Annotated in this window: 14 protein-coding genes; 6 read left to right on the forward strand and 8 right to left on the reverse strand. The window is 69.2% G+C overall.

All coding sequences use genetic code 11. The annotated features are described in order from the left end of the window. Positions 1-109 precede the first annotated feature (109 nt). The gene (corA, locus tag Q9R22_RS04425; RefSeq protein WP_131332513.1) at positions 110-1147 is read right to left on the reverse strand and encodes a magnesium/cobalt transporter CorA; all 1038 of its coding nucleotides are present in this window, start codon (positions 1145-1147) and stop codon (positions 110-112) included. A 120-nt stretch (positions 1148-1267) separates the two neighbouring features. Here corA and Q9R22_RS04430 point away from each other — a divergent pair, with 120 nt between their 5' ends. The 3 genes from Q9R22_RS04430 to Q9R22_RS04440 all read left to right on the forward strand — a co-directional run bounded on the left by Q9R22_RS04430 (position 1268) and on the right by Q9R22_RS04440 (position 4180). Beyond that, positions 1268-1786, forward strand: coding sequence for an NUDIX hydrolase (locus tag Q9R22_RS04430; RefSeq protein ID WP_206478931.1), 519 nt, complete (start codon positions 1268-1270; stop codon positions 1784-1786). Continuing rightward, positions 1783-2841: a glycine betaine ABC transporter substrate-binding protein gene (locus tag Q9R22_RS04435; RefSeq protein WP_311254081.1), complete on the forward strand. Its 1059-nt coding sequence runs from the start codon at positions 1783-1785 to the stop codon at positions 2839-2841. The genes Q9R22_RS04430 and Q9R22_RS04435 overlap by 4 nt, the downstream gene beginning before the upstream one ends. 121 nt (positions 2842-2962) lie before the next feature. Continuing rightward, a complete protein-coding gene (locus tag Q9R22_RS04440) occupies positions 2963-4180 on the forward strand; it encodes a pyridoxal phosphate-dependent aminotransferase (RefSeq protein WP_311254082.1) in 1218 nt (405 codons plus the stop codon). A 117-nt stretch (positions 4181-4297) separates the two neighbouring features. Here the strand turns inward: Q9R22_RS04440 and Q9R22_RS04445 are convergent, their stop codons facing one another. Together Q9R22_RS04445 and xseA are read right to left on the reverse strand one after the other, a co-directional pair. Beyond that, positions 4298-4612, reverse strand: a complete 315-nt coding sequence (locus tag Q9R22_RS04445; RefSeq protein ID WP_396415663.1) for an exodeoxyribonuclease VII small subunit — start codon at positions 4610-4612, stop codon at positions 4298-4300. A gap of 43 nt (positions 4613-4655) precedes the next feature. Then, the gene (xseA, locus tag Q9R22_RS04450; RefSeq protein WP_085106463.1) at positions 4656-5948 is read right to left on the reverse strand and encodes an exodeoxyribonuclease VII large subunit; all 1293 of its coding nucleotides are present in this window, start codon (positions 5946-5948) and stop codon (positions 4656-4658) included. Positions 5949-6006: 58 nt separating this feature from the next. Here xseA and Q9R22_RS04455 point away from each other — a divergent pair, with 58 nt between their 5' ends. Together Q9R22_RS04455 and Q9R22_RS04460 are read left to right on the forward strand one after the other, a co-directional pair. Beyond that, complete coding sequence (locus tag Q9R22_RS04455; RefSeq protein ID WP_311254083.1) at positions 6007-6912, forward strand: hypothetical protein; 906 nt, start codon at positions 6007-6009, stop codon at positions 6910-6912. Positions 6913-6916: 4 nt separating this feature from the next. After that, positions 6917-7999: a 4-hydroxy-3-methylbut-2-enyl diphosphate reductase gene (locus Q9R22_RS04460; protein WP_311254084.1), complete on the forward strand. Its 1083-nt coding sequence runs from the start codon at positions 6917-6919 to the stop codon at positions 7997-7999. A 6-nt stretch (positions 8000-8005) separates the two neighbouring features. On the opposite strand, the gene Q9R22_RS04465 is transcribed toward Q9R22_RS04460, so the two are convergent. The 5 genes from Q9R22_RS04465 to Q9R22_RS04485 form a co-directional block, all read right to left on the reverse strand. Further along, positions 8006-9208 (reverse strand): DNA recombination protein RmuC, encoded by a 1203-nt coding sequence (locus Q9R22_RS04465; protein WP_311254085.1) that lies wholly within the window; start codon positions 9206-9208, stop codon positions 8006-8008. A gap of 60 nt (positions 9209-9268) precedes the next feature. Beyond that, positions 9269-9880, reverse strand: a complete 612-nt coding sequence (locus Q9R22_RS04470) for a response regulator transcription factor (RefSeq protein WP_311254086.1) — start codon at positions 9878-9880, stop codon at positions 9269-9271. Next, a complete protein-coding gene (locus tag Q9R22_RS04475) occupies positions 9877-11217 on the reverse strand; it encodes a histidine kinase (RefSeq protein ID WP_311254087.1) in 1341 nt (446 codons plus the stop codon). The genes Q9R22_RS04470 and Q9R22_RS04475 overlap by 4 nt, the downstream gene beginning before the upstream one ends. Next, on the reverse strand, positions 11214-11975 hold the full coding sequence (locus Q9R22_RS04480; protein WP_311254088.1) for an ABC transporter permease: 762 nt from the start codon (positions 11973-11975) through the stop codon (positions 11214-11216). Before Q9R22_RS04480 ends, Q9R22_RS04475 begins: the two co-directional genes overlap by 4 nt. Before the next feature lie 103 nt (positions 11976-12078). Then, positions 12079-13005 carry an ABC transporter ATP-binding protein gene (locus tag Q9R22_RS04485; protein WP_311254089.1) on the reverse strand — a complete coding sequence of 309 codons (927 nt, stop codon included), beginning with the start codon at positions 13003-13005 and terminating at the stop codon, positions 12079-12081. Between the two features lie 136 nt (positions 13006-13141). Between Q9R22_RS04485 and ychF the strand changes: the two genes are divergently transcribed. Then, on the forward strand, positions 13142-14227 hold the full coding sequence (gene ychF, locus Q9R22_RS04490) for a redox-regulated ATPase YchF (RefSeq protein WP_070636782.1): 1086 nt from the start codon (positions 13142-13144) through the stop codon (positions 14225-14227). Positions 14228-14739: the final 512 nt, after the last annotated feature.

Genomic DNA, 14739 nt, shown 5'->3' on the forward strand with positions numbered 1-14739 from the left:
AGAGGGCCACCGGACGACGTCGCCCGCGGACGTCACCCGCCGACGTCGCCCCCGGACCGTCCCACCGTGCGGCCCGTCCGCGCCCCAGTGAACCAACGTGCTGCGCGCCTCACAGCCAGTTCTTGACCTTGAACACCGCGTAGAGCACCACGGCCACGAGCAGCATGAGACCCAGGGACATGGGGTAGCCCAGGCGCCAGTCGAGCTCGGGCATGTGGGTGAAATTCATGCCGTAGATCGAGCCCACGATGGACGGCGCGAAGAGGATCGCCGCCCACGAGGAGATCTTCTTCATCTGTTCGTTCTGCTGCATGGCGGCCTCGTTCTGCCGCGCCGTGGTGAGGGTGGAATCCACGCTCATGGCATCGGTGAGCGAGGCCCGCATGGATTCGAGCTTCCCGCTGACCTGGATCACGTGATCCAGCACGTCCCGCAACCGGTGCTGCAGTTCCTCGTGCGTACCGTACTTGGTGAAGCCCGTGAAGTAACGCTGCATCACGTGGCTGAGCGGGGCCACCCCGCGGTGGAAGTCGTTGATCTCCCGGGCGAGCTCGTAGATCCGTTGCGAGACGTTCGGCTGCCCGGCGAACAGGGCGTCCTCGATCTCGTCGATGTCGTTCTCGAGACCGTCGAGCACTGGGAAGTAGTCGTCCACGATCTGGTCCAGCAACGCGTACAGCACGCCGTCCGGACCGAAGCACAACAGCTCCCGGTCCTCCTCGACCCGCTTACGCACCCGCCCCACGCCGCTGGACTCGGAGTGGCGGATGGTGATCACGAAATGGGGTCCGGTGAAGATGTGGATCTCGCCGATCTCCACGGTCTCGGTCGCGTCCTGGTAGACCGCCGGGCGGATCACGGTGAACAGCGTCTCGCCGTAGCGTTCCATCTTGGGGCGCTGGTGCGCCTGGACGGTGTCCTCGACGGCGAGCTCGTGCAGGTGGAAGTGCTCGGCGAGCGAGCGGACCTCGTCGGGTTCGGGCCGGTACAGACCGATCCACGCCACGACCGTGTCCCCGCTCTCGGACGCTGAGGGCTCCCCGGGATGCTCCAGCATCCGTTGCAGCAGGTCGTACGTCTCCTCGAGGGACCGGGGCGACTCGACCCTGCGCCCGTTACGGTAAATGGCGTTCTCCACGATGCTCACCCGGACATTATGGGCCCCGCCCGTGCGCGGCACCGACCGCACCCTGCCGCGCCCGCACCGCCCCGGGGAAACCGGTCCGCTGTCAGGGGTCACCCGGAACGCGTCAGTAGACTGGCGCCCATGAGCAAGCCGTTCGATTCCCGCGTGGGCGCCTATGCCCTGATCACCCGCGACGAGCACGTGCTGTTGACGCACTGGAACCCCCGTCACCCGGGGTTCGACGGCGCGTGGACCCTTCCCGGCGGCGGCATGGAACCGGGGGAGCAGCCGGAGCAGACCATGATCCGGGAGGTCTTCGAGGAGACCGGTTTCCACGTGGAATCGGATGGCCTGGTGGGCGTGCACAGCTACTGGATGACCCCCGAGCAGCGCCTGGACGGTCAGCCCCGGGGCAATCACGCGTGCCGCGTCCTGTACACCGCCCACGTCACGGGCGGTGACCTGGCGGTCGAGCAGAACGGTTCGTCCGACGACGCCGCGTGGTTCCCGATCGCACGCATCGACTCCCTCAAGCGCCTGGACCTCGTGGACCAGGGCCTGCGACTCTCCGGGCTCACGAGCGCCGTTGCGGACCCGGACACCCCACCCGAGGACATCCCCGAGCAGGACGTGGCCACCGAGCCCGGCCGGGACCGGTGAGTCACGGGGTGCGGCTGCGCGCCGTCGCCGCGCTCGCGAGCGGCGCCCTCCTGCTGAGCGCGTGCGGCGCGGGTGGCGGGACCGGCGGGCCGGACACGGGAACGGCGAGCCAGGCGTCGTCGTCGAACGCCACGGGGGAACCCACCGTGAAGATTGCGACCGGCGTGGACCTGCAGACCCGTGTGCTGGCGCACCTGTACCAACAGCGGCTGGCCGCGGACGGGATCACCGCGAGCGTGGTGGACGTGGGGACCACGCGCGAACAGATCGTGGACGCCCTGCAGGCCGGCCACGCGACCATGGTCCCCGACTTCACCGGGGATCTGTACGTGTACACGCGGCAGAACGAGCGGCCTGCCTCGCCGCAACCGAGTGCGAACCCCTCGTCCACGCGTTCCCCCACCCCGGACACGGGCGCCCCGCGCGGGCTGCTGGACTCGCTCGGGCAGTTGCTCGGCATCACGGGGGAGACCGGGCCGTCCGACGACGACGTGTACCGCGCCCTGCCCGGGGCACTGCCGCGCGGGCTGACCGTGCTCGATTCGTCGTCCGCGCAACGTACGGACCGCGTGGTGGTCACGGCCGCGACGAACGCGCAGTTCAACCTGGGGGGCCTGAACACGATCGGGGAGCACTGCCCCGAGATGGCCGTGGGGATGGCCCGGGGCTACGCGGACAGCGCCCAGGGAGAGCGCGGGCTGAAGGCCTATTACGACTGCGCGCCCAAGGCGGCGCCGGAGTTCGCAACCACCGGTGAGCTCGTGAATGCTCTGCTGAGCGACGAGGTGCAGGCCGCGGTGCTGCGTTCCTCCGAACCCGCGATCGACGACGACGGGCTCGTGGAACTGGACGACCCGAACCGACTGTTCCGCCCGGAGCGCGCGGTGGTGCTCAGCTCCGAGGGCGTGGACGACCGGGCGGTGGCCTCGGCGAACGCGGTCTCGGCAGATCTCACGTCGGAGGACCTGACGACCATCACCCGGCTCGCGGGCGGGTCCGATCCCGCGATGAGCCCCGAACAGACGGCGACGTTCCTACGCGAGCAGCCGCGCTGACGTGATCCGAGAAGTGCTGACGTGCGACGGGAGGCAGCGAGCGACGCCGTGGGCCCTTGAGCCGTGGAGCACCGCCGCGTGCCGACCGAATCGGGATGGGGGCGCCGAGTATGGTGACCCCATGGCTAAGGTGAAACAGTCCGACAAACTGAAGAACGTCCTCTACGACATCCGCGGGCCCGTGCTCGAGCAGGCGGAGAAGATGGAGGCCGCGGGTCAGCGCATCCTGCGCCTGAACATCGGCAACCCCGCCCCCTTCGGCTTCGAGGCACCGGACGCCATCCTGGTGGACATGATCAAGAACCTGCCGAACGCGCAGGGCTACTCGGACTCCCGGGGCATCTACTCCGCGCGCACCGCGGTGGTGCAGTACTACCAGACGCGCGGGATCATGAACCTGGACACAGACGACGTCTACCTGGGCAACGGTGTCTCCGAGCTGATCACCATGACCCTGCAGGCACTGTGCAATCCGGGCGACGAGATCCTCATCCCCTCACCGGACTACCCCCTGTGGACGGCGTCGGTGGCGCTGTCCGGCGGCACGCCCGTGCATTACACGTGCGACGAGGAGAACGGGTGGAACCCGGATCTCGAGGACATGGAATCCAAGATCACCTCGCGCACCAAGGGCATCGTGATCATCAACCCCAACAACCCCACGGGTGCGGTCTACTCACGCGAGACCCTGCAGAAGATCGTGGACCTGGCCAAGGAACACGAGCTCATCCTGTTCTCGGACGAGATCTACGAGAAGATCACCTACGACGACGCCGAGATGATCAACACCGCGTCCCTCGCCGGTGAGGACGTGCTGTGCCTGACGTTCTCGGGCCTGTCCAAGGCCTACCGGGTGGCCGGCTACCGCTCCGGGTGGCTCGCGATCACCGGACCGAACTGGCGCGCGGAGTCCTACCTGGAGGGCATCAAGCTGCTCGCCAACATGCGTATGTGCGCCAACGTGCCCGCTCAGCACGCGATCCAGACGGCGCTGGGTGGATACCAGTCTATCAACGACCTCGTCCTCCCCGGCGGGCGGCTCAAGGCCCAGCGGGACATCGCCCACCGCAAGCTCAACGAGATCGACGGCGTCACGTGCGAGCAGGCCCGCGGTGCGCTCTACCTCTTCCCCAAGCTGGACGTGGAGAAGTTCGGGATCGTGGACGACGAGCGGTTCGCCCTGGACCTGCTCAAGGAACAGAAGATCCTGCTCAGCCATGGCACCGCGTTCAACTGGGGCAAGCCGGACCACTTCCGTCTGGTCACGCTGCCCTCGGTGGACATGCTGGACACCGCGCTGGATCGACTCGGCGAGTTCCTCTCCGGGTACCACCAGTAGCCGGTTCCTGACCCCGACAGCGGTCCGGGCGACGTCTCACCACGGGGTGACGTGGTCGGGCCGCTCCGGGGGTTTACCGGTGACCGGACTCCACTGCGTCCGTCCGCCGACGGCGCGTCAGTCCTCCGACGCCGCCTGCTCCCGGTTCTCCTCGCGCCGGGCGCGGGCGGCGTCGAGGCGTTCGCGGGCGCCGTCGAGCCACTGCTCGCAGCGGGTGGCCAGGGCCTCGCCCCGTTCCCACAGGTGGAGGGACTCCTCCAGGGTGGTGCCGCCCGCTTCGAGCCGGGCCACGGTCTCCACGAGCTGCTCGCGGGCCTGCTCGTAGCTCAGACCGTCCACGTCCGAGAGATCGGGGCGGGTTCCGGCCGAGCCGCCGAGGCGGGAATCGTCCTGTCCGGTGCTGGGCTGCTCGCTGCTGTTCTGCTGTGCCACGGTGTGTCCTTCCGGTGGGGTCGAGGAGATCGAAGGGCGGGGTTCAGTGGTCCCCGGGCTGGCGGTTGGTGCGGGAGGTGACATTCACCCCGAGTTCCCCGGCGGCCAGGCGCACGGTGAGGTCCTGCCCCTCGGAGGCGTCGCGTGCATCGGTGAGGACCGAACCGTCCGGGGTCTGCACGACCGCGTAACCGCGCTCCAATGTCTGCTGCGGGGACAGAGCACGCACGCGGGCGCGCATCTGGGCCACCGTGTCCTGCGCTCGCACGGTCTGGGCGTTCACCGCGGACCACGCGCGCGAACGCCAGCGATCCAGGTCCTCCTCACGGACCAGGATCATGGAGTCCGGCTGGGCCAGGGAGGGCCGCGACCGCATGGTCTCGAGCCCCTGGTGTTCGCGCTCGATCATGGTGGCCACGGCACGGTCCAGGGCTCCGCGCGCCTGGGCAATGCGAAGGCGTTCCTCGTGCACGTCCGGGACGATGCGTTTGCCCGCGTCCGTGGGGGTGGAGGCGCGCAGGTCCGCGACGTAATCCAGCAGCGGTTGGTCGTTCTCGTGACCGATCGCGCTGACGACCGGCGTGTGGGCGGCGAACACCGCGCGCAGCACGGATTCGTCGCTGAACGACAACAGGTCCTCGAACGCGCCCCCGCCGCGGGCGATCACGATCACGTCCACGGCGTCCATGGCGTCGAGTTCCGCGAGGGCTTGGACCACGGCGCGCGCCGAACCGGCTCCCTGGACCGGAACCTCGCGGATCTCGAATTGCACACCCGGCCACCGGTTGGTGGCGTTGCGCACCACGTCCTTCTCGGCATCGGAATTGCGCCCGGTGATCAATCCGACCCGGTGGGGCAGCACCGGGAGGGGTTTCTTGTGGGCAGGATCGAACAGACCCTCTTCCGCGAGCGCTCGCCGCAATCGTTCGAGGCGTTCCAGGAGGTCCCCCAGACCCACGGGGCGGATGTCCCGCCCGATCATGGACAGCCGCCCGGTCTTGACGTACAGATCCGCCTTGAGGTTTACGATCACCCGGGAGCCCCGTTCGAGGGGGCGCTCCAACCGGGACATCTCCGCCTTGAACATGGTGACGCTGACCGAGACCTCGTCGTGGAGGTCGCGCAGCGTCACGTAGGAGACGCGGGCGCGATGGTTGACCTCGATCACCTGACCCTCGACCCAGGCCGCAGGTGCGCGTTCGATCCACCCATGCAGCCCGTACGACAGCTTGCTGAGCGGCCACGGATTCTCCGGGGTGGTGTCCCGCGCCAACCGGGGCGTCTCGGCGGGGCGTTCCGGTGCGCCGGTGTCTTCGCTCGGGGGCCACGTACTCATGGGACATAAGTATCACCCGACGGGGACACGCACAGCCGGTTCTCCGTACATTGGAGTCGTGAGCTCATTTCCGTCATCCCGTCCCGCGGCGCTGCTGCGCAGCCTGTGCGCCGCCCTGTGCGCGATCCTGGCCGGTGCGGGGTTCGCCGCGTGGCTGGGGCTGACCTGGATCCAGGACCATCTGCTCTCGCCCTCGGGGTTCCAGGACACCGCGGCGGCCGTGGTCACCGAGACGACCTTTCAGGACGAACTCGTGCGCACCGTCCTGGACCGCGCGACGTTCAACGCCCTGAGCGACGTCGAGGTCGGGATCGAACCCGTGGACCAGGCCATCGAGCGGGTCCGGGAAACGGCGGTCACCGCCGCACAGTCCTGGCTCACCGCCCCCGAGCAACAGGGGACGTGGATCCAGGTCCTGCAGGACACCCACGACGCGAACGTACCCCTGAGCGCCGATTCCGCGGACGCGCCCGAACACCTCGTGGTGGACGCCACCGCGTTGGGCGCCGCCGTGGATCACCAGGTCGAGGACGTCATCGGGATCTCCCCGGGGATCGCCCGCAACGATCTGACCCTGACGGTCCCCGGCGCCGAGACCGGTCGCGTGCTGGACGCCCTGGTGGGGCTCGCCCCATGGCGGTATGCCCTGCCGTGGCTCGTGGCGCTGCTCGCGGCGCTCGCCGTGGTGGTCAGCCCGCGGCGGTGGCTCGCGATCGCCGGGGTGGGGCTGGCCGGTGTGCTGTTCACCGGTGTCCTGCTCGCCGTGGTGCTGTGGGCCGCGAGCTCCGTGGTGGACGCGTCCGGTGTGGAACCCGTGGCGCACCTGGTCACGGAACAGATCATCACCCTGCTGCGAGAATCCTTCGTGGGACGCAGCGTCACGGGCATGATCGGTGCCGCGTGCGTGGCCCTGGTGGGTGTGATCGGCGCCGTGGTGCGCTCCCGTATGGTCACTTACCATTAAGGACATGTCCACTGTGGTTGACCTGTCCATGCCCACCGTTCCCCGGGTTCGTCGCACCCCCCAGGAAATTGCCGACGCCGCTCCGGTCACCGGAGAGCGCAAGGTCCTGTTGGCCGCGCCGCGCGGATACTGCGCGGGCGTGGATCGCGCGGTGATCGCCGTGGAGAAGGCGCTCGAGCACTACGGTGCTCCGGTGTACGTGCGCAAGGAGATCGTGCACAACAAGTACGTGGTCCAGACCCTCGAGGAGCGCGGTGCGATCTTCGTGGAGGAGACGGACGAGGTGCCCGAGGGCTCCCTGCTGGTGTTCTCCGCCCACGGGGTGTCTCCGGCCGTGGTGCAGTCCGCCCACGACCGCAACCTCCACACCATCGACGCCACGTGCCCGCTCGTGACCAAGGTGCACCGCGAGGCCGTGCGCTTCGCCAAGAGTGACTACGAGATCCTGCTCATCGGTCACGTGGGCCACGAAGAGGTCGAGGGCACGTTCGGGGAGGCCCCCGAACACATCCAGATCGTGAACTCCCCGGAGGACGTGGACAGCATCGAGGTCCAGGACCCGGACAAACTCGTGTGGCTGTCCCAGACCACGTTGAGCGTGGACGAGACCATGGAGACCGTGAACCGGTTGCGTGCCCGGTTCCCCAACATGATCGATCCCCCCAGCGACGACATCTGCTACGCAACCTCAAACCGCCAGGCGGCGATCAAGGAGATCGCCCCGCAAGCGGACCTGGTGATCGTGGTGGGCTCGGCCAACTCGTCGAACTCCGTGCGCCTCAAGGAGGTGGCCCTCGAGTACGGGGCCCGGCGCGCCGAACGCGTGGACTTCGCCCATCAGGTGGACGAGTCCTGGTTCGAGGGTGTTGCAACCGTGGGGGTGACCTCCGGTGCTTCGGTTCCCGAGGTCCTCGTGCGCCAGGTCCTGGACCTGCTCGCCGAGTACGGCTACGGATCTGTGGAGGAAGTGGAGACCGCCCAGGAGGACATCCTGTTCTCCCTGCCCAAGGAACTGCGCGCCAAGCTGGCCCAGGACGGGGACACGTCCCGTCGGTTGGGCGGCCGCGGGGCCAAGCCCACCCGCTGAGCCGCGTCAGTCCTCCACGAATTCCGTGGCCGTCAGCGGCCGGGGGACCGAGTCCACGGGTTTGGTGTCCAGGGCATCGGCTCCCGTGCTCGTGGGATCCAATTCGGCGATTTTCCGGGCCGAGGGCAGCACCCGGGACTCCAACGACCCCACGAGTTTGTTGTACCCGTCCACGGAGCGCCGCAGCGACCCGCCCATGTCGGACAGGTGCTTGCCCACCGAGCCCATGCGGTCGTAGAGCTCCCGGGACAGTCGGTACAGCTCTCGCGCGTTGTCCGTGAGGGTGGCCTGGCGCCAGCTGAATGCCACGGCCTTCAGAGACGCGAGCAGGGACACCGGTGACACCAGGGCCACGTTCTGCTGCGCGGCGTAGTCCAGCAGGGAGGCGTCCGCGTCTAGCGCGGCGGCGAGGGCGGACTCGACGGGCACGAAGCACATCACGAGTTCGGGGGAGCTCTCCTCCGCGGACCAGTACTTCTTGGAACCCAGCGTGCTCACGTGCGAGCGGAGAGCCTTGGCATGGGCCGCGAGTAGCTGGGCCCGACGAGTCTCGTTCTCGGGGGAGCCGTCCGCGGGGACGGCCTGGGCATCCAGGTAGGAGTTCATGGGGGCTTTTGCGTCTACCACCACGGACTGTGCACCCGGGAGGTTGACGACCATGTCCGGGCGCTGCACCCCCGAATCGGTGGTGCGGACGGCCTGCTCGGTGAAGTCCACGTGGCGGGTCATCCCGGCGGCCTCCACCACGCGGCGCAGCTGCATCTCGCCCCACGCCCCGCGTGCCGTGGTGGAGCGCAGGGAGGACTCCAATGACCCGGTGGCCTGAAGCAGCTGCTGGTCCGTGGTGCGAGCGGCCTCCAGCGCCTGGGCCACGGCGCCGAACTGCGCGGCGCGATCCCGTTCCAACTGGTTCACGTGCCGCCCCACGGTGGAGAGCTGCTCGTTGAGCGGAGCCAGGGCACGCATGACGTCCTGGTCCTGCACGGCGCGGGCCTCGAGGGACTCCACGCGCTCCGCCAGCTGCTCCTGGGCCGAGCGGGCGGCCGCGGCGTCCTGCAGGGCGGCCATCCGCTGGGCCTGGACCTGCTCCAGCTCGTTCTCGAACCGCTTGCCCTTCACAGCCGCCACGACGTACCCGAGCACACTGCCCACCACCAGGGCGAACAGCGCCCACAACCACCACACCTGAGCCATCACGGAAGCGTCCATGCGCTCACTGTGACAAGGCCGTCCGACACGCACAAGCAGCGCGGGGCGGCGCCATGGCCGCTACAGCCACCCGTTGCGGGCGGCCACCGCCGCGGCCTCGGCGCGGTTCGTCGTGGCCGTCTTGCCGATCGCCGAGGACAGGTGGTTGCGCACCGTCCCCGCGGAGAGGTGCAGGGCCCGCCCGATCTGCCCCGCCGAAGCCCCGTGGGCCGCCTCGCGCAGCACGTCCTGCTCCCGCGGGGTCAGGGGGTTCGGCCCGGCCAGCAGGGACTTCTCCGCCAGCGCCGGATCGACCACCCGCAGCCCCGCGTGTACCTTCCGGATGGCCTCCGCGAGCTCCGCAGCGGGGGTGTCCTTGACCACGAAGCCGGACGCCCCGGCGTCGAACGCGCGCCGCAGGTAGCCGGGGCGGTCGAACGTGGTGACCATCAGGCACCGCGTCCCGCGCCCGGCGGCCACGATCCGCTCGGTGGCCTCCAGGCCGGTGAGCCCGGGCATCTCGATGTCCAGCAGGGCGACGTCCACGGGGAGTTCCCCGGCAAGAGCGACCGCCTCGGCGCCGTCGGCGGCCTGGGCCACCACGGTGATGTCCGGTTCCAGGTCTAGCAGAGCGGCCAGTCCGGCGCGCACGAGGGCCTGGTCGTCCGCGATCAGCACTCGGATCTCGGTCATGCCCGCCTCACCTCCACGATCGTGCCGCCCCGGGGATCCCGCGCGACGGTCACCTCGCATCCCGCCGCCCGTGCCCGCTCCTTCATGCCGCGGATGCCGTTGCCCTCTCGCAGCTCCGGTTCGGTGGCACCGCCCCCGGTGCTCGCCTCGGGTCCGGAGCGCGACGACGCCGCCTCACCGCGGGCCCCGGCACGCACCGGCCGCGGCGTGTCCGGGCCGACGTGCCCCACCCCGTTCCGATAGGGAGCATCCGCCGCGGCGTCGTCGGGGCGCGGGCGGCTCGTCGAGGGCGCCTCGCCGCCCGGACGAGCGACGGTGTCGGTTCGCGCTGAGCGGTGAGTGGAGGCACCCGCGGCCCGTGCGCCGTCGTCCGCGATGCGAAGCGACGAACCGGTGAGCGTCACGCGGCAGTGCGCCGCGCCCGAGTGGCGGACCACGTTGGTCACGGCCTCGCGCAGGATCCACGCGAACGCGGAACGGGTGGCGGCGTCCAGGGGCGGGGCCGAGGACGGCAGGTGCGGGGTGATCCCGGCGGCGCGCAGGGCGGCGCGCGCCTGGACGAGCTCGACGCCCAGGTCCAGGTCCCGCAGTTTGCCGACCGTGGAGCGCACGTCGGTGAGGGCTTCGCGGGACAGGGCCAGGACGTCGTCGAGTTCGGCGGCGGCGCGGCGCGTGTCCGTCTCCACGAGCCGCTGGGCGAGCTGCGTCTTGACGGTGATGACCGTGAGGGAGTGGCCCAGGATGTCGTGCACGTCCCGACCCACGGCCTCGCGCTGCCGGGAGATCTCGAGCTCGCGGGCCAGGCGCTCGTGGGTCTCGGAGCGATCCACGGCGAAGCGGGAGAGCAGGATGATCAGCCCGGGCAGGACCAGGCCGAACAGCGGCCAGAACCACTGTTCACGGGGGAGCAGCATGAGCAGCGGAACCAGGGCGGCCGTCTCGATCAGGAGCGAGGCCAGGATGCCCTGGCGCAAGGGCAGTCGGAACGCGCACACGGCCACGAAGAACGGTGCCGTGTAGGCCATGCCCCATGGGGAGGCCGGCAGCAACAGGGTGAGCGGCACCAGCAGGACCGCGCACCACAGCACGGCGTTGCCCAGCACGCTCAGGCGCGGGACCAGGATCTGCCGGATCCAGGAGACCGTGTAGAGCCCGGCGAAGAGCACCAGTCCGAGCAGTCCCAGGGCAGTGGCCCAGACCGACTCGTCGCTCTGCAGAAGTGCCGCGGCGGGGATGACGAGGAACACGAGCCAGACGGTGGCGAACAGCAGGTCGGACCAGTCGTGCTCGGGCTCCTCGGTGCGCGGGCGCGGGGCGGTCCGCGTGGCGGCGCTCATCGGCGGCCCGTGGACGTCCGGGCGGCCAGCAGTGCGATGCCCCCGAATACGGCGGCCCAGGCCACGGCGTTGACCACGAGCCACAGCAGGCTGTCGGTCTGCGGGGCACCGCCCATGGTGGCCACCTCACCTTCGGTCACGGGATAGCGGGCAATGCCCACGATTCCATACATGGGGGTGAAGCGGGCGACGGTCAGCATCCCGCCGGAGAGCGGCATGAACACGTTGCCGAAGAACGCGAACACCACCAGGGCGCCGGAGGCGGCCCCCACGGCGGTGTCCGAGCGGAAGATCAGGCCCGCGGCGAGACCGTAGAACGCGAACACCACGGAGACCACCACGCACAGCACGGCGGCCAGCGCCCAGCGCCAGAGGTCGTCCATCGAGGCGTTGGTGAACGCTCCCACCAGGAACACGATGACCACGGGCAGCACGGCGATCAGCAGAGCCACCGCCACCTTGGTGGCCGCGTAGCCGCCCGTGCCCATGGGGGTCAGGGCGAGCTGCCGGCCCCAGCCCTGCAGCCGTTCCACGGCCGCGCCGGCGGAGATCGCGGTGGTGGCGGTGACGGCCCCGTAGACGGCCATCGACACCATCACGTACGCGGACACGTTGCCCCCGGGCAGGCGGGCGTCGGACCAGCCCTGCACCGCGCCGAACAGGATGAACAGCACGGCGGGCAGCAGGGCCACGAACACCAGGTTGGGGATCGAGCGGAGGTTCCGCCGCACGTCGTGGGCGGTGTAGGTCAGGGACATGACGGGCTCCTTGGGGTCTGGGTGCGGTTATGGGCGCACGAGCTGCGGGGCGAGGGACGGGCGGGAGAACGGTGCGGTCACCCGCGGTGCGCTGCGCGCGGGTTCAGGCGGCCGCGTCGTCTCGATGGATCAACGCCGCGAACGCCTCGTCCAGGCCGCCGCGGGAGATCTCCAGGGCGCTCGCGGGGGTGCGGGTCAGCAGCTCGCGCGCGAGGGCGTCCGCGTCCTCGGTGCGCAGGTGCACGCGGGACTCCGAACGGCGCGAGACGGCGGCGCCCGCGAACTCGGGCAGTGGTTCGGCCGTTGGCCACACGAAGGACACGGTGTGGTGCCGAGACGTGGAGCGCAGCTCGTCCACGGATCCGTCGAACGTGACGCGCCCAGCGTCCATCAGGACGATCCGCTCGGCAATGTCCTCCGCCTCCTGGAGGTAGTGCGTGGCAAACACGACCGTGAGACCGCGCTCGGTCTCGGCGCGCATCGCGTCCCAGAACTCGGCGCGGGACTGCACGTCCATGCCCGCGGTCGGCTCGTCCAGCACGAGCAGCTCGGGGCGCGGCAGCAGGGCCAGGGCGAAGCGGACGCGCTGCTGTTGCCCGCCCGAGCACTTGGCCACCTTCCGCCGCGCGAACGACGCCGCCCCCGCCCGTTCCAGCGCTTCGTCCACGGGCAGTGGGTCCGGGTAGAGGGACGCGATCATGGTCACGGTCTCGCGCACGCTCAGGTCCGCGAGCAGCCCGCCCACCTGCTGCACCGCGCCCACCTTCCCGTGGGCCACGGCCGCGCGCGGGCGCTCGCCGCACACGCTCACCGCGCCGGAGGTGGGCTCGCTCATGCCGAGCACCATGTCCAGCAGGGTCGTCTTCCCCGCGCCGTTCGGCCCCAGCAGGGCGACGACGCCGCCGCGCGGGACCTCCAGCGAGACACCCTGCACGGCGCGGACCGTCTCGGAGCGGGTGCGGAAGGTCTTGACGGCGTCCTCCACCTGGATGGCGGGGGAGTGGGGCTGCGGTGGGTGTGTGGTGTTCATGAGTCCAGATTCCCGTGCGACGGGTCGGCGCTGAACTGCTGATTGTCACGAGTGGGGCGTGACATGTGTCAGGGGTGCGGCGGGGCGCGGAGTCGCGTGGCGGCGTCGTCGGGCGGCCCCGGTAAGATGGCGGACCGTGGCTCTTACTATTGGAATCGTCGGTCTGCCGAACGTCGGAAAATCAACCCTGTTCAATGCGCTCACGCGCAACACGGTGCTCGCCGCGAACTATCCGTTCGCGACCATCGAGCCGAACGTGGGCGTGGTGAACCTGCCGGACGAGCGGCTGGACAAGCTCGCGGAGCTGTTCGACTCGCAGAAGATCGTGCCGGCCACGGTGTCCTTCGTGGACATCGCGGGCATCGTGAAGGGCGCGTCTGAGGGGGAGGGGCTGGGCAACCAGTTCCTGGCCAACATTCGTGAGGCGCACGCGATCGCGCAGGTGATCCGTGTGTTCGACGATCCGGACGTGATCCACGTGGACGGCAAGATCGACCCGGCCTCGGACCGCGAGACCATCAACACCGAGCTGATCCTGGCGGACCTGCAGACGCTGGAGAACGCGATTCCCAAGCTGGAGAAGCAGGTCAAGATCAAGAAGGGCTCGCCCGAGCAGCTCGCGGCGTACCAGGCCGCGGAGAAGGTGCTGGCGGAGGGCCGCACGATCTTCGAGGCCGCCGGGCCCGAGAAGCTCGACACCGACAACCTGCGCGAGTTGAACCTGCTCACCGCCAAGCCGTTCATCTACGTGTTCAACGCGGACGAGGGCGTGCTGTCCTCACCCGAGCGTCAGGCTGAGCTGGAGGCGCTGGTGGCGCCCGCGCAGTGCGTGTTCCTGGACGCGAAGCTGGAGGCTGACCTCGTGGAGCTCTCCGAGGAGGAGGCCCGCGAGATGCTAGAGATGGAGGGCCAGGACGAGTCCGGCCTGGACAAGCTGGCCCGCGTGGGCTTCTCCACCCTGGGCCTGCAGACCTACCTCACCGCCGGCCCCAAGGAGGCCCGCGCGTGGACCATCAACCAGGGCGACACCGCGCCCAAGGCCGCCGGGGTGATCCACTCGGACTTCGAGCGGGGCTTCATCAAGGCGGAGATCGTCTCCTACGACGATCTCATGGCCGCCGGGTCCATGGCCGACGCGAAGGCTGCGGGCAAGGTGCGCATGGAGGGCAAGGAGTACGTGATGCAGGATGGGGACGTGGTGGAGTTCCGGTTCAACGTCTGATGTGCCCCGGTTGTTGAGTAAGTTGCAGGTAACGTAAAGGTGCATATGCTGGTTTTGTGATCGACGAGTGGCTATGGGTGCACAAAGAATCGACAATGGTGGGGTGGGACTTCTCCGCTCTCTCTGGTCGATTCGCTGCCGACGTACCATGGTTGGACTTCGAGCAGGATTGCCGCTACGCCACAATTCGTGCCGGGAGAGGAATCGCGGACCTAGGGGTAGGCCGGTGCTGAGAGGCTGCTGAACATCCTCGGGCCGGAGTACAACGCTGATAAGAGCACTATTGCTACGGAGGGCTGGGAGCCGAACGTCCCGGTAGTGCGCCACGCTCTCGATCTGTGGGGCATCGAAGTCGTCAAGTGCAACTATGAGCAAGACATGCGAAAACCGTTTGCCGACAGCAGATTCGTTTTGGCGAGTCTCAGTTATATTGAGTTCGAATGATAAGCAACGGAGGATAACGAACCGTGGCGTTAAAGAAATCTGACCTCTACAGCTCTCTGTGGAAATCC

Source organism: Kocuria sp. PD6, from assembly GCF_031844145.1.
GTDB lineage: Bacteria > Actinomycetota > Actinomycetes > Actinomycetales > Micrococcaceae > Kocuria > Kocuria marina.